This is a genomic window from Bacillus sp. PS196, from assembly GCF_037963555.1.
Classification (GTDB): Bacteria; Bacillota; Bacilli; order Bacillales; family Bacillaceae; genus Bacillus; species Bacillus subtilis.
Genome location: NZ_CP150159.1, coordinates 3,361,065 through 3,386,052 on the forward strand (window position 1 = coordinate 3,361,065; position 24,988 = coordinate 3,386,052).

27 protein-coding genes are annotated in these 24,988 nt (G+C 44.9%); 10 read left to right on the forward strand and 17 right to left on the reverse strand.

Features of this window, described 5'->3' with window-relative positions:
• Positions 1-123: 123 nt before the first annotated feature.
• From rnr to secG, 3 genes are all read right to left on the reverse strand, one after another.
• Positions 124-2,463 carry a ribonuclease R gene (rnr, locus tag NST79_RS17535; RefSeq protein ID WP_003228386.1) on the reverse strand — a complete coding sequence of 780 codons (2,340 nt, stop codon included), beginning with the start codon at positions 2,461-2,463 and terminating at the stop codon, positions 124-126.
• Positions 2,464-2,481: 18 nt separating this feature from the next.
• Positions 2,482-3,222 carry a carboxylesterase gene (locus NST79_RS17540; protein ID WP_212060838.1) on the reverse strand — a complete coding sequence of 247 codons (741 nt, stop codon included), beginning with the start codon at positions 3,220-3,222 and terminating at the stop codon, positions 2,482-2,484.
• 131 nt (positions 3,223-3,353) lie between these two features.
• The gene (gene secG, locus NST79_RS17545; RefSeq protein ID WP_003220028.1) at positions 3,354-3,584 is read right to left on the reverse strand and encodes a preprotein translocase subunit SecG; all 231 of its coding nucleotides are present in this window, start codon (positions 3,582-3,584) and stop codon (positions 3,354-3,356) included.
• Between the two features lie 148 nt (positions 3,585-3,732).
• Between secG and NST79_RS17550 the strand changes: the two genes are divergently transcribed.
• Positions 3,733-4,503, forward strand: coding sequence for an alpha/beta hydrolase (locus NST79_RS17550; protein WP_212060841.1), 771 nt, complete (start codon positions 3,733-3,735; stop codon positions 4,501-4,503).
• A gap of 39 nt (positions 4,504-4,542) precedes the next feature.
• Here NST79_RS17550 and NST79_RS17555 read toward each other — a convergent pair whose 3' ends face one another.
• Entirely contained in the window at positions 4,543-4,776 is a 234-nt protein-coding gene (locus NST79_RS17555; RefSeq protein ID WP_009968172.1) for a helix-turn-helix transcriptional regulator, read from the reverse strand.
• A gap of 151 nt (positions 4,777-4,927) precedes the next feature.
• Between NST79_RS17555 and rghR the strand changes: the two genes are divergently transcribed.
• The 4 genes from rghR (at position 4,928) to NST79_RS17575 (ending at position 8,030) form a co-directional block, all read left to right on the forward strand.
• Positions 4,928-5,335, forward strand: coding sequence for a transcriptional repressor RghR (rghR, locus tag NST79_RS17560; protein WP_003220034.1), 408 nt, complete (start codon positions 4,928-4,930; stop codon positions 5,333-5,335).
• Between the two features lie 29 nt (positions 5,336-5,364).
• The gene (locus NST79_RS17565) at positions 5,365-5,784 is read left to right on the forward strand and encodes a helix-turn-helix transcriptional regulator (RefSeq protein WP_014480905.1); all 420 of its coding nucleotides are present in this window, start codon (positions 5,365-5,367) and stop codon (positions 5,782-5,784) included.
• A gap of 91 nt (positions 5,785-5,875) precedes the next feature.
• Entirely contained in the window at positions 5,876-6,202 is a 327-nt protein-coding gene (gene catR / locus NST79_RS17570) for a catDE operon transcriptional regulator CatR (protein ID WP_003242888.1), read from the forward strand.
• A 127-nt stretch (positions 6,203-6,329) separates the two neighbouring features.
• Positions 6,330-8,030 carry a methyl-accepting chemotaxis protein gene (locus NST79_RS17575; protein WP_212060843.1) on the forward strand — a complete coding sequence of 567 codons (1,701 nt, stop codon included), beginning with the start codon at positions 6,330-6,332 and terminating at the stop codon, positions 8,028-8,030.
• 39 nt (positions 8,031-8,069) lie between these two features.
• Here the strand turns inward: NST79_RS17575 and opuBD are convergent, their stop codons facing one another.
• Genes opuBD through opuBA form a run of 4 tightly spaced genes read right to left on the reverse strand, consistent with a single transcriptional unit; the run spans position 8,070 to position 11,514 of the window.
• On the reverse strand, positions 8,070-8,750 hold the full coding sequence (gene opuBD, locus NST79_RS17580; protein WP_003228374.1) for a choline ABC transporter permease OpuBD: 681 nt from the start codon (positions 8,748-8,750) through the stop codon (positions 8,070-8,072).
• 16 nt (positions 8,751-8,766) lie between these two features.
• Complete coding sequence (gene opuBC, locus NST79_RS17585) at positions 8,767-9,687, reverse strand: choline ABC transporter substrate-binding lipoprotein OpuBC (RefSeq protein ID WP_021480617.1); 921 nt, start codon at positions 9,685-9,687, stop codon at positions 8,767-8,769.
• Positions 9,688-9,698: 11 nt separating this feature from the next.
• Positions 9,699-10,352: a choline ABC transporter permease OpuBB gene (opuBB, locus tag NST79_RS17590; protein ID WP_161986368.1), complete on the reverse strand. Its 654-nt coding sequence runs from the start codon at positions 10,350-10,352 to the stop codon at positions 9,699-9,701.
• A 16-nt stretch (positions 10,353-10,368) separates the two neighbouring features.
• Entirely contained in the window at positions 10,369-11,514 is a 1,146-nt protein-coding gene (opuBA, locus tag NST79_RS17595; RefSeq protein WP_085185750.1) for a choline ABC transporter ATP-binding protein OpuBA, read from the reverse strand.
• Positions 11,515-11,797: 283 nt separating this feature from the next.
• Here opuBA and NST79_RS17600 point away from each other — a divergent pair, with 283 nt between their 5' ends.
• Positions 11,798-12,331, forward strand: a complete 534-nt coding sequence (locus NST79_RS17600; RefSeq protein WP_024571735.1) for a GbsR/MarR family transcriptional regulator — start codon at positions 11,798-11,800, stop codon at positions 12,329-12,331.
• Between the two features lie 31 nt (positions 12,332-12,362).
• Here the strand turns inward: NST79_RS17600 and opuCD are convergent, their stop codons facing one another.
• The 4 genes from opuCD to opuCA are packed head-to-tail and all read right to left on the reverse strand — an operon-like array spanning position 12,363 to position 15,804.
• Entirely contained in the window at positions 12,363-13,037 is a 675-nt protein-coding gene (opuCD, locus tag NST79_RS17605) for a glycine betaine/carnitine/choline/choline sulfate ABC transporter permease OpuCD (RefSeq protein ID WP_014478003.1), read from the reverse strand.
• A gap of 17 nt (positions 13,038-13,054) precedes the next feature.
• On the reverse strand, positions 13,055-13,966 hold the full coding sequence (gene opuCC, locus NST79_RS17610; protein WP_003228350.1) for an osmoprotectant ABC transporter substrate-binding lipoprotein OpuCC: 912 nt from the start codon (positions 13,964-13,966) through the stop codon (positions 13,055-13,057).
• A 19-nt stretch (positions 13,967-13,985) separates the two neighbouring features.
• Positions 13,986-14,639 (reverse strand): glycine betaine/carnitine/choline/choline sulfate ABC transporter permease OpuCB, encoded by a 654-nt coding sequence (gene opuCB / locus NST79_RS17615; protein ID WP_003228349.1) that lies wholly within the window; start codon positions 14,637-14,639, stop codon positions 13,986-13,988.
• A gap of 22 nt (positions 14,640-14,661) precedes the next feature.
• A complete protein-coding gene (gene opuCA, locus NST79_RS17620; protein WP_003243370.1) occupies positions 14,662-15,804 on the reverse strand; it encodes an osmoprotectant ABC transporter ATP-binding protein OpuCA in 1,143 nt (380 codons plus the stop codon).
• Between the two features lie 263 nt (positions 15,805-16,067).
• Here opuCA and opcR point away from each other — a divergent pair, with 263 nt between their 5' ends.
• A complete protein-coding gene (opcR, locus tag NST79_RS17625) occupies positions 16,068-16,625 on the forward strand; it encodes an opuC operon transcriptional regulator OpcR (RefSeq protein WP_003244093.1) in 558 nt (185 codons plus the stop codon).
• 17 nt (positions 16,626-16,642) lie between these two features.
• Here the strand turns inward: opcR and NST79_RS17630 are convergent, their stop codons facing one another.
• A complete protein-coding gene (locus NST79_RS17630; protein ID WP_010886614.1) occupies positions 16,643-17,278 on the reverse strand; it encodes an NAAT family transporter in 636 nt (211 codons plus the stop codon).
• A 149-nt stretch (positions 17,279-17,427) separates the two neighbouring features.
• Here NST79_RS17630 and NST79_RS17635 point away from each other — a divergent pair, with 149 nt between their 5' ends.
• Together NST79_RS17635 and NST79_RS17640 are read left to right on the forward strand one after the other, a co-directional pair.
• The gene (locus tag NST79_RS17635) at positions 17,428-18,042 is read left to right on the forward strand and encodes a PH domain-containing protein (RefSeq protein ID WP_003228342.1); all 615 of its coding nucleotides are present in this window, start codon (positions 17,428-17,430) and stop codon (positions 18,040-18,042) included.
• Positions 18,043-18,173: 131 nt separating this feature from the next.
• Positions 18,174-18,866, forward strand: a complete 693-nt coding sequence (locus NST79_RS17640; RefSeq protein WP_212060845.1) for a zinc ribbon domain-containing protein — start codon at positions 18,174-18,176, stop codon at positions 18,864-18,866.
• Between the two features lie 35 nt (positions 18,867-18,901).
• On the opposite strand, the gene NST79_RS17645 is transcribed toward NST79_RS17640, so the two are convergent.
• Positions 18,902-20,719, reverse strand: a complete 1,818-nt coding sequence (locus NST79_RS17645) for a zinc ribbon domain-containing protein (RefSeq protein WP_212060847.1) — start codon at positions 20,717-20,719, stop codon at positions 18,902-18,904.
• A gap of 125 nt (positions 20,720-20,844) precedes the next feature.
• On the opposite strand from NST79_RS17645, the gene NST79_RS17650 reads away from it, so the two are divergent.
• On the forward strand, positions 20,845-21,306 hold the full coding sequence (locus NST79_RS17650; protein ID WP_003244063.1) for a GNAT family N-acetyltransferase: 462 nt from the start codon (positions 20,845-20,847) through the stop codon (positions 21,304-21,306).
• 44 nt (positions 21,307-21,350) lie between these two features.
• Here NST79_RS17650 and eno read toward each other — a convergent pair whose 3' ends face one another.
• The 3 genes from eno to tpiA are packed head-to-tail and all read right to left on the reverse strand — an operon-like array spanning position 21,351 to position 24,962.
• A complete protein-coding gene (eno, locus tag NST79_RS17655) occupies positions 21,351-22,643 on the reverse strand; it encodes a phosphopyruvate hydratase (protein WP_003228333.1) in 1,293 nt (430 codons plus the stop codon).
• A gap of 29 nt (positions 22,644-22,672) precedes the next feature.
• The gene (gene gpmI, locus NST79_RS17660) at positions 22,673-24,208 is read right to left on the reverse strand and encodes a 2,3-bisphosphoglycerate-independent phosphoglycerate mutase (protein ID WP_161476701.1); all 1,536 of its coding nucleotides are present in this window, start codon (positions 24,206-24,208) and stop codon (positions 22,673-22,675) included.
• A complete protein-coding gene (gene tpiA / locus NST79_RS17665; RefSeq protein ID WP_161476700.1) occupies positions 24,201-24,962 on the reverse strand; it encodes a triose-phosphate isomerase in 762 nt (253 codons plus the stop codon). The genes gpmI and tpiA overlap by 8 nt, the downstream gene beginning before the upstream one ends.
• Between the last annotated feature and the right edge of the window lie 26 nt (positions 24,963-24,988).

The window sequence follows — 24,988 nt, forward strand, 5'->3', positions numbered from 1 at the left end:
GGAAAAACTGTCCACCTTTTGCGATACGCTCTATTTTACCAAATGTCACGTACCGCTACAATGAAAAGCTGTTTCCGAAAGAAAGCAAATAGAGCGCTGCGGCCCTATTTGCTGGTTGAGCTGCTATTTCTTCTTTTTCCGTTTCTGTTTCGGAGCATTCTGGAAGCCGCGTTTTTTCTTTTTCTTCTTCGGCTTAGTGAACCACTCCCCTTTTTCCTCAGACGGAGCTGGAGAAACAGGTGTATTGGTGCTTTGAACACGTTTTCTGGCAGGCTTTCCGCGTTTTCTGCTCCGGCTGCTGTCCAATTCTCTCGGACGCCGCGGAGTGCCCTTCATGCCGACAATTTCAAAGTCGATATTGCGCTCATCTTTATTGACATCGACAACCTTGACTGTGATTTCATCCCCGATGCGGAAGACGTTGCCTGTCCGCTCGCCAATCATTGCGAAATGCTGTTCGTCAAAGCGGTAGTAGTCATCTGTCATAAAGCTGACATGGACGAGTCCTTCAATTGTATTCGGCAGCTCGACGAACATTCCGAAGTTTGTCACAGAGCTGATCATGCCGTCAAACTCTTCACCGATTTTATCAAGCATGTATTCCGCTTTTTTCAGATCATCCGTCTCACGCTCGGCGTCAACTGCACGGCGCTCCATAGATGATGTATGTTCGGCGATATCCGGCAGGCGTTCAGCCCACTTTTCCTGTGTCGCTTCATCGACTTTGCCGTTGATCAAATACGTTCGGATCAGACGGTGAACGATTAAGTCCGGGTAACGGCGGATCGGCGATGTGAAATGCGTATAGAATTCCGTTGACAGACCGAAATGCCCCAAGCTTTGCGGGTCGTATTTCGCCTGTTTCATCGAACGGAGCATAACAGTAGATATAACCGTTTCCTCTGGTCTGTCACGCACAGCGTCCAGAATGCTTTGCAGCGCGCGCGGATGAATATTCCCCGCCGTTCCTTTCACCACATAGCCAAATGTCGTCACAAATTCTAAAAACTTTTGCAGCTTTTCAGCATTCGGCTCTTCGTGAATCCGGTATATAAACGGGACGTTCATCCAATGGAAATGCTCTGCCACTGTTTCGTTTGCTACAAGCATAAATTCTTCAATCAGCTTCTCGGCGACAGAGCGTTCTCTGATCACAACGTCTTTAACCGCTCCTTCGTCATCAACAAGCACCTTTGCTTCTTTGAAATCAAAGTCAACGGCGCCGCGGTCCATCCGCTTATCGCGAAGAATTTGAGCCAGGCGCTCCATGTCTTTGAACATCGGAACAAGAGGCTCGTATTTTTGCTTCAGCTCTTCATCATCATCAACAAGAATTTTATTCACATCTGAATATGTCATTCTTTCCGTTGTTTTGATGACACTTTGGAAGATCTCGTGCTCTGTCACCTGTCCCTGACTGTTAATTGTCATTTCACAAGAAAGCGTCAGGCGGTCAACCTTTGGATTTAAGGAGCAGATGCCGTTTGACAATCTGTGCGGAATCATCGGGATGACACGGTCAACCAGATACACACTTGTCCCTCTTTCAAGCGCTTCTTTGTCAATCGGCGAGTTTTCGGTTACGTAATGGCTGACATCAGCTATGTGAACGCCAAGCTTGTAGCTTCCATCATCAAGTTTCGTCACGGTAACTGCATCATCCAAATCCTTCGCATCCGCACCATCAATGGTGACAATCACCTGGTCACGGAGATCACGGCGGTCTTTCAGATCTTTTTCATCAATCGTGTCAGGCGTACTTGATGCCTGTTCCATCGCGTCAGCTGGAAATTCTCCCGGCAGGCCGTGCTTATGAATGACCGATAAAATATCAATGCCCGGGTCGTTTTTGTGGCCGAGAATGGTTTCAACCTCACCCTCTGCGTTCATGCGGCCTTCAGGATAGCTCGTCAGCTTGACAACAACCTTATGCCCTTCCGCAGCTCCATTTTTCCCATTTTTCGGAATGAAGATGTCACTCGTGATTTTTTTGTCGTCCGGAATGACAAAGCCGAAGTTTCTCGTTTCTGTATACGTGCCGACAACCCGCTGAATCGCTCTTTCTAAAATCCGTATGACGGTTCCTTCCTGCCTGGAGCCGCTTGATTGTGAGTTCAGACGCACCATGACGATATCGCCGTTCATTGCCGTATTTAGCTCATTAGGCGGAATAAACACATCACTTAACGACGTATCCTCAGGCAGCAAAAAGGCGAATCCTTTCGCATGCGCTGAAATCTTTCCTTTTATTAAATTCATCTTCTCCGGAATGCCGTAACGGTCGCTTCTCGTCCGTACGATAAGGCCTTTTTCTTCCAAGGCGACTAACGCTTTGACGAGCTCTTTAAACTCCTCGGCTTCCGTAATATTTAACATCTCCTCAAGTTCCTGAACGGTCAGAGGTTTGTACGCCTCTTCCTTCATAAACGAGAGAAGCTTTTCCATAAATGCTTCTTTTTCCATTATCCGACCTCCTGTTGATTACCAATCGAGATTCTCTAAAAATTCATACACATCCTGATGGACGAGGTCACGTTCTTTGTCGAGTGTAATGACATGCCCTGATTCCTCGTACCATTTCAGCTGTTTATCATCAGTTTCCACTTCGTTGTAAATAATATTGGCGCTTTCGGTATTAATCATGTGGTCATGACGGGCCTGCACCACAAATGTCGGTGAATAAATCATATCGACATTATTCCGCACATCAGCAATTAAGTCTTGCAGCGCCTTGAGGGTATTCATCGGCGTTTTTTCGAATTCTTTCATTTCCTCTTCAATTTGCTCCGGGCTTTTCCCCTCAAACTTTTTGTAATTGCGAGCGTATGAAAGAACGCCTTGATACATGACCTCTTCACTCTTAATATGCATCGGTGCGCACATTGGGACAATTCCCTTTATGGGTACAGTGTAACCCAATTTCAGCGAAAAAACCCCGCCAAGCGACAGTCCGCAGGCAGCAATGCTCTCATAGCCTTCAGATTTTAAGTATTCATAGCCATCCATTACGTTTTTCCACCAGTCTTCGGGCCCCGTATGTACAAGTTCTTCAGGCGGGACGCCATGTCCTTCATATTGAGGCGCGTGGCACGTATAGCCGCGTTCATTCAAATATCGTCCCAGCATCCTTACATCCGCTGTATTGCCTGTAAAGCCGTGCAGCAAAAGCACCGCTTTGTCTCCGCCTTTAAATGTAAATGGTTTTGGTGTCACAACTTTCATGCTCATGTCTCCCTTTCTATCTGCACGATCATTATAGTTTTCCACAGTTTAATCAGAAAAAAACGTTTTGAATATCATCCAGAAACGTGAAAAAGGCCTGACTTCACATCAGACCTTATACAAACATTGCCCTATAGGATATAAGCAAGCGCAATCGTTAACACGAAAAACAAGACTGCCAGCACTACCGTAATGCGGTGCAAAATTAAATCAAGACCTCTTGCTTTTTGTTTCCCGAAGAGCTGCTCCGCTCCGCCTGAAATCGCACCAGATAATCCGGCGCTTTTACTGGATTGAAGCAAAACGACAATAATAAGTGCAATGCTGACGATAACCAATAAGGTAATCAAAACTGCGTGCATCCCATACACCTCCAGACTCACTGGCTACATTACTTCTATTTTACATGAAAAGGGTTGGCATGTCACGCTGTATCAGACGCCAAAAGGCCGGATAAGACGTTTTATCTTGGTTACCCTATTCATATGAAAAGGCCAAAGGAGAAAAGCGATGCCGCTTATCAGCATAGACAGCAGGAAACATCTTTTTTATGAAGAATATGGACAGGGAATCCCTATCATTTTTATCCACCCGCCGGGCATGGGACGCAAGGTTTTTTATTATCAGCGCCTTCTATCCAAGCATTTCAGGGTGATTTTTCCCGATTTAAGCTGCCACGGTGATAGTGATCACATCGATCAGCCAGCGTCTATTTCCTATTACGCAAACGAGATCGCGCAATTCATGGACGCTTTGGACATTGATAAAGCTGTGTTATTCGGGTATTCTGCCGGAGGCTTAATCGCGCAGCATATCGGCTTCACCCGCCCGGACAAAGTGTCACACCTTATTCTGTCCGGCGCCTACCCCGCTGTTCATAACGTAATCGGCCAGAAGCTGCACAAACTGGGAATGTATCTGCTTGAAAAAAACCCCGGTTTGCTCATGAAAATCCTCGCTGGCAGCCACACAAAAGACAGACAGCTTCGCAGCATATTAACAGACCATATGAAAAAAGCAGACCTGGACCATTGGCATCAGTATTATCTGGATTCGCTTGGCTACAACTGCATTGAACAGCTGCCCCGCCTAGACATGCCAATGCTGTTTATGTATGGCGGACTGCGGGACTGGACCTTTACAAACGCAGGCTATTACCGAAGATCGTGCAGACATGCCGAATTTTTCAGATTGGAATATCAGGGACATCAATTGCCGACAAAACAATGGAAAACGTGCAATGAGCTGGTGACAGGGTTTGTGCTGACACATCATTCATAGGAATAGAAAACGCTTGGCTTCCTTGCGTTTTTTGTTACTTTATTGACTTTTGTCAACAAAATCATAGTAAAAAAGATCCTCAAATTTCAAATTAAAATAGTGAAGCATTTTACCGATCACAAGCTGCCCCGGCCGTCTTTCTCCATTCAGCACGCGGCTCAGTGTGGCGGGTGAGACTCCGATTTCCAGCGCAAGCTGATTAAGGGAATAATCGTTATTAACCATATACTGCAAGACATAATCACGTCTAATCTGTATCTTTTCTACTGGCACTTTCCTCACCTTCCATTCCTGAAAAACTTTTTTCTATACTTTTACATTACGGCTTATGTTAACTTTTGTCAATACATTTCCAGTCTACCTATTCCCTTTAGTCAATAAACATACTAAAATATGAGTAACAGTGAGGGACGGGGTGAGATATATGGAAAGCTTTGGCGAACAATTACGGGCATTGCGTGAAGAGAGAAAGTTAACAGTCAACCAGCTGGCGACTTATTCAGGCGTAAGCGCGGCCGGCATCTCCAGAATCGAAAACGGAAAACGGGGCGTTCCCAAACCTGCCACCATCAAAAAACTGGCAGAGGCCTTAAAAATTCCTTATGAGGGGCTTATGTACAAGGCTGGTTACATCGAAGAAGTGCATGAAGCCAGGGCCCCTTACGAAACGAAGTGCAAGCTGCTTGAAAAAGCGGAGGCCTATGACCTGAAAAACCTTGCGCTTCTTGAGAACGAAAAGTGGCAATATCTCAATAAAGAAGATTTGCTCATGCTGGATCATTATTTTTCGTTTATTTCAGACGAAGCCAAAAAACGGTCTGCTGATGACTGACTCTTGATAGAAATGTGAGGCGATAGACCATGTCACCGTTCGGACAGCAATTACGGGAGCTGCGCCGCGCCCGCAAACTGACAGTGAATCAGCTTGCGGTGTACTCAGGCATCAGCTCGGCCACCATTTCAAAAATTGAAAACGGCAAACGCGGGACGCCAAAACCCGCCACGATTAAAAAACTAGCAGCCGTCCTGAAAGTGCCGTACGAAAACCTAATGGCCGCCGCAGGCCATATTCAGGCCTTTCCTGAAGAAATCCGCGAAGCATCAGAAAGCTATCAATCCGTTTATGAAATTTACCAGACGGCTGTCACGCGCGGAGCGGAGCACCTCCCGATTTTCAATAGTCAAAAATGGGAACATCTCTCAAAGCAGGATATTGAAAATCTCAGCAAATACTTCGATTTTTTGTCTTCAGAAGCAAAAAAACGCGCCTCTTCCTCATAATCCCCTGTTTCTCTTTCTATATTTTATCAATCACGCTTGCATACCCTCCCTCGTTATTTGCGTTATAATAGTAACAGACGAGGTGAAAAGTATGAACCAATCAGAAATGTGTCCTAGATTTGAAAAAGCAGTCGACATCTTGAGTAAACGCTGGGTCGCTTTGATCGTATTTCAGCTCTTGAACGGATCGCAGCGATTTAGCGAAATTGAAGCAGCACTTCCAAATCTAAGCGGCAGAGTTCTGTCAGAACGGCTGAAAGAACTTGAGCTTGAAGGAGTAGTGAAGCGGGATGTCATCCCTGAAACTCCGGTTCGCATCGAATATTCATTGACTGATAAAGGAAAGGCACTGGCCCCCATTCTAGGTGAGATTTCTAAATGGGCGACTGAATGGATTGACCCTTCCTTTCTTGACTAATTGCTAAAACGGTTCTGATCTCAAAGACGAGAAAAGAGCCGTTTTTTATTTTTTCCCAGGTGAAAAAACGATTTCTCAGCCGATATATAGTACATCCACACATTACGTTTTTAAAGGAGACCACTATATGCGACTGACGATTTCCCGCAAATTCAGCCTGGTATTTTTGACACTGATCCTGATCAATTTACTTGTAGGCGGAATAGGCGTTCTTAATATGCAGCATATCATTCAAAAAACAGATGAAATCAACACAAAATGGATTGACGGCATCAAAGGAATCACTTCAATTAATTATGTAACCGAGCACCTGTCTTCTAAAGAAAAGGACTTTCTGATTTATACAGACAAAAGCAAAATGGATACACTTGATCAAGAAATGAATCAAATCATGGAAGACATTAACCAAAAGCTCGATAACTACGAAAAAACGATCTCCACTGATAAAGAGCAGAAACTGTTCGAGCAGCTTCAAACTGAAGTGAATACCTATATGGATATTCATGCGCAAATTATCGAAAGCGGCCGCACGAATGACATGGACAAAGCAAGAGGTTTATTGGTTCAGACTGAGGCCAGCTTTGAGGATATGAAAAAAACAATCACTCAGCTTGTTGACTTAAATCAAGAAGGCAGCAACACAGCGGTAAAAGAAACGAAGGCCGTCTATCATAAAGGGCTCATTTACACTGCTTTGCTTGTGGCAGCATCGGTCCTCATCAGCATTTTCATCTGGCTTTATATCACGCGAAACATTGTAAAGCCTATCATTCGCATGAAGGAATCTGCCAATCATATTGCCGAAGGCGATCTGTCGAACGATATGGAGCCGCTCAACTCAAAAGACGAGCTGGGTGATCTGAATGAAGCGTTGCAAAAAATGGTAGGGAATCTGAGAGATATTGTCGGATATTCTAAAGACATATCAAGCCGGGTTCTTTCTTCTTCGCAGGTGCTTGCAACCGCAACGAATGAAACAAGATCCGGCAGCAAACATATTACTGAAACGATGAACGAAATGGCTGAGGGCTCTGAACAGCAGGCCCAAGACGCGGTGACGATTGCCGAATCGATGAATGAGTTCACTGAAAACATTGATAAAGCCTATAATCACGGCATTACAATCAGCGATACGTCTCAAAACGTTCTCGAACTCGCGGTAAGCGGAAACGAAAATATGGCTACGTCATTACAGCAAATGAAAACCATCCACCATATCGTTCAAGAAGCCGTTCATAAAGTGAGATCACTTGAACAGCATTCTCAGGATATCAACAAGCTCGTTCAGGTCATCAACGGGATTGCCGAGCAGACGAATTTGCTGTCCCTTAACGCCGCGATTGAAGCTGCCCGCGCAGGAGAAAGCGGCAAAGGCTTCGCCGTTGTGGCAGAGGAGGTCAGAAAGCTGGCTGACGGCGTTTCTGATTCTGTGCAGGACATTACCCGGATTGTAAACGGGACACAGCAGGAAATCCACTCCGTTATTACGTACTTGGAAAGCAGCTTTACAGAAGTCGAAAAAGGAACGGAAAACCTTACAGACACCGGACAGGCTATGCAGCATATCAAGCAATCCGTTACCCATGTTGCAGACAGCATTAAGGAAGTAACGGATGGCCTGAAGCTGTTAACAAACCAATCGATTACCATCAATCAATCGATTGAAAATATCGCTTCTGTATCCGAAGAGTCTGCCGCCGGCATTGAAGAAACATTTTCAATTACCGAGCAATCCGCCCATTCGATGGATCAAGTGCTTCTAAATGCTGAAGAGCTTGAGCAGCTGGCCAATGAGCTTAATGAGAAGATGGGTCAGTTTACGATTTAAATAGAAAAAAGAGGCTGGACTCCAGCCTCTTTTTCTATTCTATGCAGCTGATTGAACATGTTTCGCCCCGGTTCTTTTTTTCTTCACCGGACTTAATGCCCGCTCCAGCCAAGCCATGAGCAAATCCGCCCCTACCGCCATCACCGCAGTTGGTATCGCTCCGGCTAGAATAATCGCAGTTCCGTTTGTCGCGTTTGAGCCGCGGACGATCATGTCCCCAAGGCCTCCGGCACCGACAAATGTGCCGATCGCAGTAATTCCAATGGCAATGACGAGAGCTGTGCGAAGGCCCGCCATAATGACAGAAAGTGCGAGCGGGAGCTCAACCATTCTGAGCACTTGGAATTTCGTCATGCCCATTGCTTTTCCCGATTCTAAGTAGGCATGCTCAATACTGATAATGCCTGTGTACGTGTTTCGAATAATCGGCAGCAGGGAATACAGAAATAATGATAGAATCACGGTATTTGCGCCGAGCCCCATAACAAGCATTAAGACGGCCAGCATAGCGAGCGCCGGGATTGTTTGAATAACGTTTGTTACTGCAAACACCCAGGCTGACAAACGGCGAAAATGCGCGATGAGGATTCCGGCCGGAACCCCGACGACAGCGGCAAATAAAACGCCGTAAGCCGACATGAGAAAGTGGCGGCCGAATTCATCCATGACGTAACTGCCATTCTGCGCGTAATACGTCATTAACTGTTCAAGCACGTTCATTGACCTCTTCCCCCTTTCACGATTCGAAGTAGTGATGTTTTTCTAAATATTCCTTGGCAACGACAGACGGTTCTTTGAGATTGCCGTCGACTTCATAGTTAAGCTCCTGCATCGTGGCTGTGTCGATTTTTCCGAGCATTTTCTTGATGATGCCTTCAAGCTCAGGATGTTCTTTGAGCACCTTTTCCGGAACAACCGGAGAACAGTCGTACGGCGGGAAAAATTGTTTATCATCCTTTAGCATTTTGAGACCATAGGACTTGATTCTTCCATCGGTTGAATACGCAAGCACAATGTCCATTTTTCCGCTTTTCACCGCGTCGTACACAAGGCCGATCTGCATCGGATACGTGCCGCCGAATGTCATGCCGTAGGTTTTCGTAAAATCCTGATAGCCGTTTCCTTTGAGCTTCATCCAATAGTTATCAACGCCCAGCTTTAATTGCGGCGCCCATTTTTTAACGTCTGATACGGTCTCTAAATGGTATTGGTCGGCCAACTCCTTGCTGACTGTAAAGGCATATGTATTATCAAACCCGTAGGAGTCATACCACTTTAAATCATATCTTTTTTTAAACTCCCGCTGAGTAAGCGCCAGCGCTTTGTCCGGATCTTTTTCAGGTTCCATTCTCAGCGTGCCTGTCAGCGCGTCTCCCGTATATCTTGTGGCGGCAATGTCGATTTCCCCGTTCATTAAAGCCTGCTGCTGCACCGCGTTGGAGCCAAGATTTTTAATCGTTGTTGTTTTGAGATCTGTATGGTGTTCGATCAACTGACCAAGCATGCTGGCGATGATTTCTGATTCGCTCATGCTTTGCGCGCCGATTTTAATGGTCTGGTCTGCAGCAGCGCTGAGACCAGGAAGCGAACATCCGCTCAGCGTCAGCGTTGCCACAAGTGCTAAACCTATCATTAATTTGAGATATTTTCTTTTCATGAGCCGCCTCCTTATGACAATTCCTTCAATCTCTGCATGCCGGCAGGTGTCAGTTTTCGTTCAGCAACTGCCAGCACATAATCAATCACAATTGCCAATATCGTGACAGGTACCGCGCCCCCGATGATATATTCCGGCTGATATAAATTCAGTCCGATAAAAATGTAATCACCCAATCCGCCGCCTCCGATAAAGGAAGCAAGCGTGGCCCAGCCGATTAAGTAAATCGTCGATGTTCTGATTCCCGCCATGATCACTGGCGCGGCAAGCGGCAGCTCCACCAAGCGGACTTGTTCAGCCGGCGTCATTCCGATGCCTTTGCCAGACTCGAGCAGATTTTTGTTGACGCCGCGAATGCCGGTATACGTGTTGCGTAGAATCGGCAATACGGAATAGAAAAACAAAGCCACAATGGCCGGAACCTTTCCTACACCAAGGAGCGGGATAAAAAAAGCGAGGATGGCCAGACTCGGCAGCGTCTGAATGATATTGACAATGCCGATAATGGTGCCGGCTCCTTTTTTCATTCTGGTAAGCACAACCCCGAGGGGGACGGCAACCAGCACGCCTAAGATCACAGCAATGAGCGATATCGTAATATGCTCGTATGTTTTATAAAGAAGCTCGCCCCCATTGATTTGCAAAAATTGAACAATATGATGCATGACTTATCGCCCCTCCCTATGACAATGCTGCGAGCTGCTTTTCTTCTCCCCAGAGGGAGTCATACACGATGTCGACCAGACTTGCCCTCGTCACAATTCCGATCAGGCGTCGGTCTTCATCCACAACGGGAACATATTTGACACCCCGTTTTAAAATTTTGCGGACCGTGTCGCGCAGCAGTGTGCCGCCCAGTACTGTGTATATATTTTCATGTAAAACCTCACCTACGAGATTGGCCTTTTTCCGGCATTGATCAATGATTTCAACATCGACATAGCCTTGCAGAACGTGCTCGTCATCGACGACCAGCAATGAATCGACCCGTTCCTGCCTCATCAGCTGAATGGCCTCAGAAAGCGTTTTATCCGCGGTGATCGTTACAGGCTGTGTGTTCATAATCTGGTCAACCCGTTCAACATCCGGGCTGGATGACTGAATCAGCCGCTCCTTGCCGATAAATTCCTCAACAAATTCGTCTGCCGGATTTCTTAAAATGTCATCGGGCGTTCCAACTTGAACGATTTCTCCCGCTTTTAAAATCACAATCCGGTCTGCCAGCTTAATCGCTTCATCCATATCATGGGTAACAAATACGATGGTTTTATGTAAGGTTTTTTGCAGTTTTTTAAATTCTTCCTGGAGGGAATCCCTCGTAATCGGGTCGAGTGCCCCAAACGGTTCATCCATTAAGATAAGCGGCGGCTCCGCGGCAAGTGCCCGTAATACACCAATACGCTGCTGCTGCCCCCCGCTTAATTCATGAGGGTAACGGTCTAAATATTCAGGCCCCATATCGACCAATTTTAAAAGCTCACGCGCCCGTTCTTTCCGCTGCTGCTCCGGCCATTTCAGCAGTTTTGGGACGAGTGAGATATTCTGCTGAATGGTCATATGGGGAAACAGGCCGATCTGCTGAATCACATAGCCAATTTTGCGCCTGAGCTCTACAGGATCCTGGTCCATGATGTTTTCGCCGTCAATGAAAATCTTTCCGGCGGAAGGCTCAATTAATCGGTTAATCATTTTCATTGTTGTCGTTTTTCCGCAGCCGCTCGGCCCGATAAAGCAGATAAATTCGCCTTTTGCAATCTTAAGATTTACGTTGTTCACAGCTTTTTTGCCGCCCTTGTATGTTTTCGAGACATTTTCTAATGTCAGCAAACATCGCACCTCCAAAATTAAGTTTATTCAATTTGTTCAGTTTAAATTTAATTTTTCAGACAATTGAATGCTTCCCATTATAGAATAAAGTTTATAAAATAAAAAGTTTACAATTTGTTCATATTATTTATAAAGTATGTGTAAACGCTGATTTACCCGCATTGACGTGTGTTGATCTCCTTATTGCTCCAATTTCCTGCCAAATTCTCTTTTGACAGCATTTTCGCCGTATCAAAAATGTGGTATATTGACATCGGAATTGTTAGCTGAAAGGATGAAACCGTTGGAGAAAGATCCGTTAACGATCATTGAACAAGCCGAGGACCATTTTATAGAAAAAATCGCGGAAAACATGCATGCATTTGGAATGCCCTCTACCGTCGGACGTGTGCTGGGCATTATTTATATGAATCGAAAACCGATGACGCTTACGGAATTATCTGAGGCCACCGGCATGAGCAAAACACGTATGAGCCAGGTAGTGCGGGAAATGCTTGATGCCAACATTGCCGAGAAGGTATTCGAAAAAGGCGTGCGAAAAGATTTATATGAGGTTGAGCAGGACTACTATCAAACATTTATCACGCTGTTTTCAGCCACCTGGAGCAAAGTCGTCAGCAAAAACAAAATGATGCATAAAAAACTCAATCGGGAGCTACTTAGCGTGTTGGATGAAGAGCTTACTCCTGAAGCGGAAGAAAAAGTGAATGAGCTGCTGAAGGAATTAAAGGAATGGCTCGATTATTATAATTGGCTCAGCCGTTTGATTGAGTTTTTTGAGAGCGAAGACATTTTTAAATATGTGCCGAAGCCGTAAAAAACGCCCTGTCATTACAAGGCGTTTTTTCTTATGCGGCACCTGCCAAGTTTTTCTTCTTTCTCTTTTTAATCGGGCTTAATGCTCGTTCAAGCCAGCCCATGACCAAATCGGCAATCACCGCCATCAGAGCTGTGGGGATCGCTCCCGCTAATATAATCGCGGTTCCGTTTGTGGCGTTTGATCCTCTGACGATGATGTCCCCGAGACCGCCAGCACCGACAAATGTCCCGATGGCCGTAATGCCGATGGCAATGACAAGCGCGGTGCGCAGGCCGGCCATTATGACAGAAAGCGCAAGCGGAAGCTCGACCATCCGCAGCACTTGAAATTTTGTCATCCCCATTGCTTTTCCGGATTCAAGATAGGCGTGCTCAATACTGATAATCCCAGTATACGTATTTCTGATAATCGGCAGAAGAGAATACAGAAATAATGACAATATCACCGTATTAGCGCCCAGCCCCATGACAAGCATCAGCACGGCGAGCATGGCGAGAGCCGGGATCGTCTGAATGACGTTCGTGACCGCAAAAACCCATCCGCTTAATCTTCTGTATCTGGCTATCAGGATGCCGAGCGGAATTCCAACAATGGCGGCAAATAAAACGCCGTATACCGACATCAGAAAATGGCGGTAAAACTCCTGCAGCACATAACCGCCGTTTTGCGAATAGTATGTGCCAAGCTGCTGTAGTACTTCCATATGATCCACCTCTTTTCTTAGTCAAAATAATGATGTTTCTCTAAAAATTCCTTTGCTACGACAGACGGCTCCTTCAGCTTGCCATCCACCTCATAATTAAGTTCCTGCATCGTTTCCGTGTCGATTTGCCCAATCAGCTTATTGATCACACCTTCAAGTTCCGGATGCTCCTTAAGCACCTTTTCCGGAATCACCGGTGAACAGTCATACGGTGGAAAGAAACGCTTATCATCTTTTAAGATTTTCAGATCATATGCTTTAATCCGTCCATCCGTTGAATAAGCCAAAACGGCGTCCATTTTCCCATTTTTGACTGCGTCATAGACAAGCCCGATCTGCATCGGATAAGTTGTGCCGAACTCAAAGCCATATGTGCTGACAAAGCCTTTATACCCGTCGCCTTTTCGTTTCAGCCAAGCATTGTCGACGCCTAATTTATATTGGGAGGCATTTTTTTTCAGGTCGGACACGGTGTTAATATGCTCCTTTTCCGCAAACTTTTTTGTTACGGTGAAGGCATATGTGTTATCAAAGCCGTAGGAATCAAACCATTTATAGGAAAAGCGTTTTTGAAACTCGTTCTGCACAATGTTCAGCGCTTTTTTCGGATCTTTCTCCGCTTCCTTGCCGAGGGTGCTTGTTAAATCTGTTCCGGAATAGCGCGTGGCTGAAATATCAATGTCACCGCCCAGCATCGCTTGGTGCTGAACATAGTTTGAGCCGAGGTTTTTCACTAAAGCAGTATTCAAATCTGTATCATGTTCAATAAGCTGCGCGATCATATTCGCTACAATTTCTGATTCTGTCATGCTCTGCGCCCCGATTTTGATCGTATCGTCAGAAGCGCCGCCTAGACCCGGCAGAGAGCAGCCGCCTAGCAGCATGACAAAGACGAGAGCAAACGCGCCAAGCCATTTGATTTTTGTCATTTTCAACAGTGCCAACTCCTTACGAAACTTCCTTCATCCCTTGCAAGCCTTTCGGCGTCACCTTTCGTTCTGTCACAGCCAGCACATAATCAATAATAATTGCCAGAATTGTGACAGGCACGGCACCGCCAATGATATATTCAGGCTGGTATAGGTTCAGGCCGATAAAAATATAGTCCCCGAGGCCGCCCCCCCCGATAAACGACGCAAGTGTCGCCCAGCCAATTAGATAGATCGTTGATGTGCGGATCCCCGCCATGATGATGGGAATCGCCAGCGGGATTTCAACGAGCCGAATCTGCTCCCAGCCGGTCATGCCAATCCCTTTCCCCGATTCCAGGAGGTTTTTATTTACACCTTTAATGCCGGTATACGTATTGCGCAGGATCGGCAGCACCGAATAGAAAAATAAAGCGACAATCGCAGGCACTTTTCCTACGCCGAGAAGCGGAATAAAAAAGGCTAAAATCGCCAGACTCGGCAGGGTTTGCACAATGTTTACGAAACCGATTACCGCACCTGCGCCTTTTTTCATTCTGGTAAGAGCAACGCCGAGCGGCACTGCAACGATAATGCCCAATACAACGGCTATGAGTGAAATATATAAATGCTCTCCTGTTTTATACAACAGCTCTCCGCCGTTCGTTTGCAAAAAAGTCATCATTTGATTCATCTTAAAAGAGCTCCTCCCCTGGTCAGATCGTCATGAGCTGGTTTTCCTCGTCGCCCCAAATGGAATCGTATACGATATCAACAAGGCTCGCTCTTGTCACAATCCCTGCTAAATGGTTCTGTTCATCGACGACCGGAACATACTTGATCCCCTGCTTCAAAATTTTTCGGACTGTATCGCGAAGAAGCGCCCCTTTTTGAACGGTATATATATCTGAACGGTATACATCGCCAACGATGCTCGCTTTTTTGCGGTTTTGATCAATCATTTCCACATCAACATAGCCCTTCAGCACGTTTTGCCGGTCCACAACGAGCAGCGAGTCAACACGTTTTTCTCTCATCAGCTGAATCGCCTGAGAAAGCGTTTTGTCCGCAGATACCGTCACCGGCGTTCTGTTCATCATTTGCTCTACCCGCTCGATATCCGGTCTTGACTGAATCAGGCGCTCTTTCCCGATAAATTCTTCAACAAACTCATTTGCCGGGTTTCGAAGAATCTCATCAGGTGTGCCGACTTGAACGATTTCTCCCGCTTTTAATATCACAATCCTGTCGGCAAGCTTAATCGCTTCATCCATATCGTGGGTTACAAACACAATCGTTTTGTTTAAGGTTCTCTGCAGTTTTTTGAATTCTTCCTGAAGGGAATCACGCGTAATCGGATCAAGCGCTCCGAACGGTTCATCCATTAAAATGAGAGGGGGTTCCGCTGCCAGGGCGCGCAGCACGCCGATTCTCTGCTGCTGTCCGCCGCTGAGCTCATGCGGATAACGGTCTAAATACTCTGGGCCCATATCCACAAGCTTTAACAGCTCGCGCGCCCGTTCTTTCCGTTTTTCCTCAGGCCATTTCAGCAGCTTTGGTACGAGTGAGATGTTCTGCTGGATGGTCATATGGGGGAACAAACCAATCTGCTGTATCACATAGCCGATTTTTCTCCTCAGCTCAACCGGGTCCTGTTCCATAATATTTTCTCCGTCGATAAAGATCCTTCCAGACGATGGTTCTATCAGTCTGTTGATCATCTTCATCGTCGTCGTTTTTCCGCAGCCGCTCGGGCCGATAAAACAGATAAATTCACCTTTTGCAATATCTAAATCAATGCTGTTCACAGCTTTTTTGCCGCCTTTATATACTTTTGACACTTGTTCCAATTTCAGCAATCCGTGCACCTCCGCAGGTTTCCTTTAAATTTTCTGAAAAGTATAATCCTTATTATAGTTTGAACTTTGTAAAATAAAAAGTTTACAATGTGTTGAAATTATATGTTATTTATAGATTATTTATTGTTATGACCGAGACGGAAAGGGTGTTCTTACAATTACTCCGGATACCTCCCACTTCCTCTGCATTCAGCTATTTTCAACACCAGGAAGAAATATGATATATTGACACCATCAATTGCCATTTGAAGGGATGATCAGCTGTGAAAAAAACCGCTCTCGACATCATTGAACATGCTGAAGAGCATCTCATTGAGAAGATTGCCGAAAATATGCATACGTTTGGAATGCCTTCAACTGTCGGACGTGTGCTCGGAATTATTTATATGAATCGAAAACCAATGACCTTAAGCGAGCTCTCTGAGGCAACGGGCATGAGCAAAACACGGATGAGCCAGGTTGTCCGGGAAATGATCGATGCCAATATCGCCGAAAAGGTGTTTGAAAAAGGCGTACGAAAAGACCTTTATGACGTCGAGCAGGATTATTATCAAACCTTCATTTCTTTATTTGCGGCGAATTGGACAAAGGTCGTGAGCAAAAACAAAGTGCTGTATAAAAAATTAAACCGGGAGCTGAGTGATCTTTTACAAAGGGACGGGCTTACCCCGGAAGCGGAAGAGAAAGTCAATCAGCTGCTGAATGAATTAAAAGAATGGCTTCATTACTATGATTGGCTGAGCAGGTTGATTGAATTTTTTGAGAGTGAGGAAGTCTTTCGGTATGTGCCGAAAACAAAAGAATGCAGCTCTCTAAAATAAGAGAGCTGCTTTTTGCATCATGAAGTTAAGACCGGAAACATGCCTTTTAGCCCGGCACCAATCATCCCGACCGCAACCACGGCTAAGATTAATCCCATCAGTCTGGTAATCACATTCATCTCGGTTTTTCCGAGTTTGCTGCTGATAAAAGCAGAATAGTGGAAAAAGAGAAAGGTCAGGGCAATAACGGCGGCTATGCCGATCATGACAGCCGCATAATGACCAATGCCGCTATGACCGGCGGAAAGGCTCATCACTGTTGCAATCGTTCCGGGCCCAGCAATAATCGGAATGGATAAAGGTGTGACTGATATATCCGCTTTTTCCTTGCTTTCCTTATGTTCATCATGGTGAAGAGATTGCACGTGTGATTCTTTCGCATTCAATAGATTATAGGCAATGCCGAATATGAATATGCCGCCCGCCACTCGGAGCGCGTGAATGTTGATATCAAACAGTTTAAAGATAAGATGGCCGAAAACCAAAAAAGCCGCGAGAATAAAAAAGGATAAAATAGCTGCCTTCCGGGCAATCGCTTTTCTTTCCGCTGCAGTATAGCCTTCTGTCAGCGTCAGAAATATCGGTACGTTTCCGATCGGATTCGATACTGCGAATAAAGAAATGAAGACGTGAACGATAAATGAGAACATCATATACCTCCTTGTTGATAGTCTCTGCACAGGAAATAGAATTATTCTCCACCCTTTTACCCGGAGGCGATTTCCCGGTAAACCTTTATAGCCTGTCAGAAACGCGCCATGCTACAATGAAGTGACAAATTGAATAGGAAAGACGTATACAGATGTTCAAAAAAATTGCGGCAGATGCCTTGGGCTTATCTGATATCGGAAAAATTATCGAACCTCAGGACTATGACAAAACAGATGCAGATGACTATGTCATGCATGAAGATAATGAGAAAATTTATTTCTTGATTAAAACAAAAGCAGACGAGTATTGCTTTACGAACCTGGCCCTGATCCATGTGGACGGCGAACGCGCCACTTCCTCAAAACGAACGTTGAAACGCTATCCTTATTCGCAATATAAAATCTCTGACGTTTTTCTTGAAACTGCCGGAAAAGTGGATTTGGATGTTGAAATTAAGTTCAAGCTGGGCGGTGAACAATTCGACATTGATGTCCACAAAGACCAGATTGAAAAGTTAAAAGACCTTTATAAAGCACTGCTTCGCATCGCTGAAACAACCTATGAAAATGACATTTTAATCAATCAAGCGGAGCAAAGCTTAGATAAAGCAGTGACGATTCTTCACCATACCCGCCCTGAGCACGTCAATATTGAAACGCAATACAAAGAGCTGACCGAATTCGGATTCACTTGGCTGACATCCGTTCGCTCGCAGTATCATATTAAGGATTTTGGGGATGTATTTGAGAAATATATGAATAACTAGATAAAAAAAGACACAGCTGCTATCGTGCTCGTGTCTTTTTTTGTATGAATATTGATTACTTTACAACTTTTTTCTTTTATAATAAAACTATTAGTCTATTTTCCCTATATTACAGATAAAGGAGTTATTTTATGTATTGTCCTCAATGCGGCCATCAAACAGATGGCGGAAATTTTTGTGAGAAATGCGGATCACCGCTCCCCGGTCAATCAGGCCACCAGCATGCAGCTCAAACTGGAGCCGCTGCAAAGCAAGCAGCAAAACAGTTCGGTTCATTTGTCTTATCCGTCCTGAAACGCCCTTATCAGGAATGTAAAGCAACAGGCGGAGAACAGCTGATCAGCGCAATCATTACGATGGTTCTTTTCAGTTTGCTGACCCCTTTGATGTTTTATATTCTTTTTTCAGACGGTCCCGGAAGCGTAAGCTTTACAGCAATAGAGCCAACCATTTATTTTATTTTATTTCTATTTGGCCTGCATGCATGCATCTTTTTCGCCCTGAAAATCGCGGGAAACCAAGTGTCTTTCAAGGATTCATTCTCAAGATTCGGAGCATTTCTTATTCCTTTTACGGCTATTTTGATTCTTGCCCTTTTCTTCTTTTTATTACATACAGACATTTGCTTTACCATATTAGCCGTTGGTTTAATCGGTGCATTCTTCGCCATTCCTCCTGCGATGCTGAGCAGTTACCAGCATTCATATAAAGGGAAGGTTGATGTCATTTACTCAACGATTGTGATTTATCTGATCATCTGCGTTACATTTCAGCTTATTATCGAACACTATGTCAAAGAAATTTTCCGTTATATGCTCTTTTAAAAACAACCCCATCACCTGCTGGTGATGGGGTTGTTTTATTGAATAGACGTTAAGTAAATTCTTCCGTTCTTCACTACGCCGGTGTAGGTCCAGTTATATGTTCTGAGCTTTGGACTGCCGCCTGATTTTGTGATATAGAATTCTTCATACGTCTTAATCGTGATAGCCGACCCATTTTGGCTCCAGCTTTTCACTTCATAGTTATTAAAGTCTTCTGTTGTCCCCTCTTTATTTAATTTCGACACGAGATGCTGCTGGTCGGAATAAAGGGAACTGCCTTTTTCAAGGCTGTCTTCCATCAGTGAGAAATTATTTTGATTCACGGCATCTGCCTGACTTTGCAGATAACTGCCCATAAATAATGTCACTTGTTCATCTGTAACATCGCCGCTTGCAGAGCTTTCACTGCCTTTGTTTTTCGAGCCAGCCCAGGCGGAAGTGTATGTCTCTGGTTTATCATTTTTGATTTTCTTTATATTTGTGCCTGCAGATTCGAATGTTGATTCTGCATCTTCGAAAATCCACTTTTTCTGTTTTTTATCATATGAAAGAAGATATTCATAACTCGGACTGTCGTCAGTCATTTCAGATTTTGTATAGTCGTTATACGAAGAAGACTGGTGAAGTTCTTTTCCTGTTACCGATACCTGCCACGTTCCGTCGTTTTTCTGAGAGAGGGCAAATGTGTCCAGGTCAAAATCAGTTTCCAAGTATCTATCTTTTAAGTATGAATCCGCGCTTTTCATAGAATCGACGGTGTCCTTCGTCTCCGCCTTCCAATTGGCACTTGCCTCTGTCATCTGGGCTGTATTCCCATCAGATAGAGCTTTGGAGTATTGTTTTGTTGTTTTGACAATTGTGTTCATAATCTGTTCCTGTGTAACTTGATCAGGAATTAACGTTAACTCCATTTCTTTATCATCGATCGGAACGCCGGCAGTTTTTGTTTTTCCCCACGGAAATTCTGCCTCGACTGAAGCTGTCATTGATCCATCTGTCAGCAGCGGACCATATGTTACGGATTTGAACGGATCTTTATGAATTGACTTGCCGTTAATCAGCAAATCTCCCTTCCCGCTCTTGATGTCATCCGCTAAGCTGAATGTCACATCGTCTGCTTCCAATGAGAGATCAACACGAAAGCTGCTATCGCCAATCGCCTGAATGTCTTCCTTTTTCACAAGGTCAACGACATCGTTTTTCAGTTTGGCTGAGACTGTATATTCGCCGGGAATGTACGGACCAAGGGTTTGTGCTTGATCTGCTTTCTTTACAGATCCGGCTTCCTCTTTATTGACATATAGATCGGTATTTTTATAATTGCTGCTCACTTCAAAATAAACAGGTGCTACCTTTAAGTCATAATGGTCAAATACCAGCAGGCTTTTCCCGTCTTTTTCTGCATATACGATATCCTTCTGGGCTGTTTCATCCCGCAGCGATGCAAAAAGTTCATCTTTTTTGTCTGGATGATCCTTCAAATATGTAAGAAACGGTTTTACATTATTTTTAGTGAGTTTAAGATTGTCATTTACCGGTGTAAGCAGAGTCGCGATTTGGTCCTGATCCCCATCATTTACGGCCTGTTCAAACTTGTCTACTAACCTATCCTTTGAAGTAAAATACGCTCCGGTTTTATATGCGGCGAATAATATAACGCACGCCGCGGCAATGCTGCTCCATAAAATGATGGTTTTCTTAGGGATCGGTTTTCGCGGAGCCTGCCTTGTTTCTGCAGTGCTAGCTGTTTCTTGATTTGCCTGTTTGCTACCCCCTCCGATCGGGGTGCCGCATTGTTTACAAAACTTGGCTCCTTCATTATTCTGGGAGCCGCAATTCTTACAAAAAAACATGACTTTCCTCCTATTCTACTAATTTGATAACATTTACTACTTTTCATATTTTATAATAAAACAGAATGAAATTGGGAACGAATGAAAAAATTAAATGTCTATCAGACTAAAAAGGTGGTACGAATATGCAAAAGCTCAGGATTGAATTAGGAGAAGAAACAAATGACGAATTATATGATCTATTGCTGCTCGCCGATCCATCGAAAGACATTGTAGATGAATATCTTGAGAGGGGAGAATGTTACACAGCTTGGGCCGGTGATGAGCTTGCAGGGGTTTATGTATTGCTAAAAACAAGGCCGCAAACAGTTGAAATTGTAAATATTGCGGTAAAAGAATCTCTTCAGAAGAAAGGCTTTGGCAAACAGCTTGTACTTGACGCCATCGAAAAAGCGAAGAAGCTGGGGGCGGACACGATTGAAATCGGAACGGGGAATTCGAGCATTCATCAGCTTTCCCTCTATCAAAAATGCGGATTCCGCATTCAGGCGATCGACCACGATTTCTTTCTCAGACATTATGATGAGGACATTTTTGAAAACGGGATTCAATGCCGCGATATGGTAAGGCTTTATTTGGATCTCTGAAAGCATAAAAAAGCCGCCGAGAGAAAATCCCGGCGGTCTTTTTATTACTTGTTTAAGTTGTAGAAAGAGTTGATACCGTGGTATTGAGCAGTTTCAGCCAACTGATCTTCGATGCGAAGAAGCTGGTTGTATTTCGCAACACGGTCCGTACGAGACGGAGCACCTGTTTTGATTTGTCCTGCGTTTGTTGCCACAGCGATGTCAGCGATTGTGCTGTCTTCAGTTTCACCAGAACGGTGAGAGATAACGGCTGTGTAGCCTGCGCGTTTCGCCATTTCGATCGCATCGAATGTTTCAGTCAATGTACCGATTTGGTTTACTTTGATCAGGATAGAGTTGCCTACGCCGTTTTTAATACCTTCAGAAAGTTTTTTCGTGTTTGTAACGAAGAGGTCGTCACCAACAAGCTGAACTTTTTTGCCAAGACGCTCAGTAAGAAGCTTGTGGCCTTCCCAGTCGTTTTCGTCAAGTCCGTCTTCGATAGAGATGATTGGGTATTTAGAAACAAGCTCTTCATACCAGTCAACCATTTCAGCAGATGTTTTCACAACGCCTTCGCCAGACAGATGGTATTTGCCGTCTTCTTTGTTGTAGAACTCAGAAGATGCAGCATCCATAGCAAGTTTAACTTCTTCGCCAGGTTTGAAGCCGGCTTTTTCGATTGCTTCAACGATTGTTTGAAGCGCTTCTTCGTTAGAACCAAGGTTTGGAGCGAATCCGCCTTCGTCACCTACAGCAGTGTTTAAGCCTTTTGCGCTTAATACTGATTTCAGGCTGTGGAAGATTTGAGCGCCCATGCGAAGTGCTTCACGGAAGTTAGGAGCACCTACAGGCATGATCATGAATTCTTGAATATCCACGTTGTTATCAGCATGCTCTCCGCCGTTTACGATGTTCATCATCGGTACAGGAAGCGTTTTTGAGTTGAATCCTCCAAGGTATTGGTAAAGAGGAATCTGTAAGAAATCAGCAGCAGCACGCGCACAAGCCATAGATACGCCAAGGATTGCGTTCGCACCAAGTTTGCCTTTATTTTCAGTACCGTCAAGCTCGATTAAAAGCTGATCGATTGCGTTTTGTTCAGTTACATCAAAGCCAAGAAGCTCTGGAGCAATGATTTCGTTTACGTTGTTAACAGCTGTTAACACGCCTTTTCCAAGGTAACGGTCTTTGTCGCCGTCACGAAGCTCAACCGCTTCGTATTCACCTGTAGAAGCTCCGCTTGGCACTAATGCGCGGCCGAAAGCTCCTGTTTCTGTATATACTTCAACTTCAACTGTTGGGTTGCCGCGGGAGTCTAATACTTCACGTGCATAAACATCAACAATGTATGGCATGAGTTTTGTCTCTCCTTTTGATTTTCAAATTATTTTTGAATTAAAGATGTTCCTGTCATTTCTTTCGGTTTTTCAACACCAAGAAGGTCTAATAACGTTGGTGCAAGGTCGCCTAGGATTCCGCCTTCACGCAGGGTAATGCCTTCTTTCGTTACAATCACAGGGACTGGGTTTGTTGTATGCGCAGTGTGCGGTTCGCCTGATTCTGTAATCAGAATGTCAGCATTACCGTGATCAGCGGTAATGATGGCATGTCCGCCTTTAGCAAGGATCGCGTCAACGACTTCGCCCAAGCATTCGTCCACTGCTTCAATTGCTTTAATTGTTGGTTCAACCATTCCGGAGTGGCCGACCATATCAGGGTTTGCGAAGTTAAGAATAATCGCGTCATGCTTGTCAGCTTCAATTTCTTTGACAAGCGCGTCCTTCACTTCATACGCACTCATCTCAGGCTTCAAGTCATACGTTGCAACTTTAGGCGAGTTGATGAGAATACGCTCTTCACCCGGGAATTCAGCTTCACGGCCGCCGCTCATAAAGAACGTGACGTGCGGATACTTTTCAGTTTCTGCAATTCGAAGCTGTTTTAACCCGTGCTGAGATAATACTTCTCCGACTGTGTTATCAAGATTTATCGGTTTAAACGCTACATAGCCGTCAACTGTTTCACTGAAGTGAGTCAGGCAGACGAAATACAGGTTCTTTGGATAATTCTCGCCGCGATTGAAGTCACGGAAGTCTTTGTTTGTGAACGTGTTGGAAATCTGGATGGCGCGGTCCGGTCTGAAATTATAGAAAATCACAGAATCGCCGTCTTGGATTTTCGCAACAGGCTCACCGTTTTCTTTTGTGATGACAGATGGAATCACGAATTCATCGTAGATACCATTTGCATATGAATCATCAACAACATCCAGGGCGCTGCGGTAAGATGGGCCTTCGCCGTACGCCATTGCGCGGTACGCTTTTTCTACACGGTCCCAGCGTTTGTCGCGGTCCATAGAGTAGTAACGTCCGGAAATGCTGGCGATTTCACCTACACCGATTTCCTTGATTTGATCGTTCAACTGGTTGATGTACGTTTTCGCTGTCTGCGGACCTACATCTCGGCCGTCAAGGAAGCCATGGATATAAACCTTTGTCAGCCCTTCTTTTTTCGCAAGCTTTAACAGTGCGAATAAATGATTGATATGGCTGTGCACGCCTCCGTCAGATAAAAGACCGAACAGGTGCAAGGCTTTGTTGTTTTCTTTCGCGTTGCTGATCGCGTCAAGGAATGTTTGATTGCGTTCGAACTCTCCTTCGCGAATGGCAACATTTACGCGTGTTAAGCTTTGGTACACAATACGTCCCGCACCGATATTTAAGTGACCTACTTCGGAGTTCCCCATTTGCCCTTCAGGAAGACCTACAGCCTCGCCTGAAGCAGTCAATGTTTGATGAGGATACTGGTTCCAATAGCGGTCAAAATTCGGTTTTTTCGCTAAAGCGACTGCGTTCCCTACTGTTTCGTTACGTAATCCGAACCCATCAAGAATGATGAGTGCAGCTGGTTTTTTACTCATATTGACCTTCCTCCAATAATTGAACGAATGACTGTGGCTCAAGGCTCGCGCCGCCGACCAAAGCACCGTCAATATCGGACTCTGCCATATATTCTTTAATGTTTGCAGGCTTTACGCTTCCGCCATATTGGATGCGAAGCTTGTCTGCAGCTTCTTGGCTGAAGCTTTCAGCGACGGTTTTACGGATATGCGCACACACGTCATTCGCATCTTTCGCTGTAGAAGATTTGCCTGTTCCGATTGCCCAGATTGGCTCATACGCAATAACAGAAGCAGCAACTTGTTCTTCAGAAAGACCAGCAAGGCCTTTTTTCACTTGGTCAGCAACAAGATCATTTGTTTTGCCGGCTTCACGCTCTTCAAGCGTTTCACCTACACAGATGATCGGCACAATGCCGTGTTTGAAAGCTGCGTGTGCTTTTTTGTTAACTGTTTCATCAGTTTCAGCGAACATTTCACGGCGCTCAGAGTGGCCGATGACGCAGTAGTCAACGCCAAGGTCTTTCAGAGCAACCGGGCTGATTTCGCCTGTGAACGCGCCGCTTTCTTCGAAGTGCATGTTTTGAGCGCCGACTTTTAGGTCAGTGCCTTTCGCAGCAGAAGCAAGCTTTTCTAAGAAAAGCGCTGGCGCGCAAACAACAGCTTCAGCTTTGTCTGCTGCTGGAATGGAAGATTTCACTTCTTCAACGAAGCTGACAGCTTCGCCGAGTGTTTTGTTCATTTTCCAGTTACCGGCGATAATTGGTTTTCTCATCTGTTCCACTTCCTTATAGCAGTTTT

Bases quoted from the DNA above. Each gene is read 5' to 3' on its own strand.
- rnr (WP_003228386.1), bottom strand. From the start codon at position 2,463: ATGGAAAAAGAAGCATTTATGGAAAAGCTTCTCTCGTTTATGAAGGAA.
- NST79_RS17540 (WP_212060838.1), bottom strand. From the start codon at position 3,222: ATGAAAGTTGTGACACCAAAACCATTTACATTTAAAGGCGGAGACAAA.
- secG (WP_003220028.1), bottom strand. From the start codon at position 3,584: ATGCACGCAGTTTTGATTACCTTATTGGTTATCGTCAGCATTGCACTT.
- NST79_RS17550 (WP_212060841.1), top strand. From the start codon at position 3,733: ATGCCGCTTATCAGCATAGACAGCAGGAAACATCTTTTTTATGAAGAA.
- rghR (WP_003220034.1), top strand. From the start codon at position 4,928: ATGGAAAGCTTTGGCGAACAATTACGGGCATTGCGTGAAGAGAGAAAG.
- NST79_RS17565 (WP_014480905.1), top strand. From the start codon at position 5,365: ATGTCACCGTTCGGACAGCAATTACGGGAGCTGCGCCGCGCCCGCAAA.
- catR (WP_003242888.1), top strand. From the start codon at position 5,876: ATGAACCAATCAGAAATGTGTCCTAGATTTGAAAAAGCAGTCGACATC.
- NST79_RS17575 (WP_212060843.1), top strand. From the start codon at position 6,330: ATGCGACTGACGATTTCCCGCAAATTCAGCCTGGTATTTTTGACACTG.
- opuBD (WP_003228374.1), bottom strand. From the start codon at position 8,750: ATGAACGTGCTTGAACAGTTAATGACGTATTACGCGCAGAATGGCAGT.
- opuBC (WP_021480617.1), bottom strand. From the start codon at position 9,687: ATGAAAAGAAAATATCTCAAATTAATGATAGGTTTAGCACTTGTGGCA.
- opuBB (WP_161986368.1), bottom strand. From the start codon at position 10,352: ATGCATCATATTGTTCAATTTTTGCAAATCAATGGGGGCGAGCTTCTT.
- opuCD (WP_014478003.1), bottom strand. From the start codon at position 13,037: ATGGAAGTACTACAGCAGCTTGGCACATACTATTCGCAAAACGGCGGT.
- opuCC (WP_003228350.1), bottom strand. From the start codon at position 13,966: ATGACAAAAATCAAATGGCTTGGCGCGTTTGCTCTCGTCTTTGTCATG.
- opuCB (WP_003228349.1), bottom strand. From the start codon at position 14,639: ATGAATCAAATGATGACTTTTTTGCAAACGAACGGCGGAGAGCTGTTG.
- NST79_RS17630 (WP_010886614.1), bottom strand. From the start codon at position 17,278: ATGATGTTCTCATTTATCGTTCACGTCTTCATTTCTTTATTCGCAGTA.
- NST79_RS17635 (WP_003228342.1), top strand. From the start codon at position 17,428: ATGTTCAAAAAAATTGCGGCAGATGCCTTGGGCTTATCTGATATCGGA.
- NST79_RS17640 (WP_212060845.1), top strand. From the start codon at position 18,174: ATGTATTGTCCTCAATGCGGCCATCAAACAGATGGCGGAAATTTTTGT.
- NST79_RS17645 (WP_212060847.1), bottom strand. From the start codon at position 20,719: ATGTTTTTTTGTAAGAATTGCGGCTCCCAGAATAATGAAGGAGCCAAG.
- NST79_RS17650 (WP_003244063.1), top strand. From the start codon at position 20,845: ATGCAAAAGCTCAGGATTGAATTAGGAGAAGAAACAAATGACGAATTA.
- eno (WP_003228333.1), bottom strand. From the start codon at position 22,643: ATGCCATACATTGTTGATGTTTATGCACGTGAAGTATTAGACTCCCGC.
- gpmI (WP_161476701.1), bottom strand. From the start codon at position 24,208: ATGAGTAAAAAACCAGCTGCACTCATCATTCTTGATGGGTTCGGATTA.
- tpiA (WP_161476700.1), bottom strand. From the start codon at position 24,962: ATGAGAAAACCAATTATCGCCGGTAACTGGAAAATGAACAAAACACTC.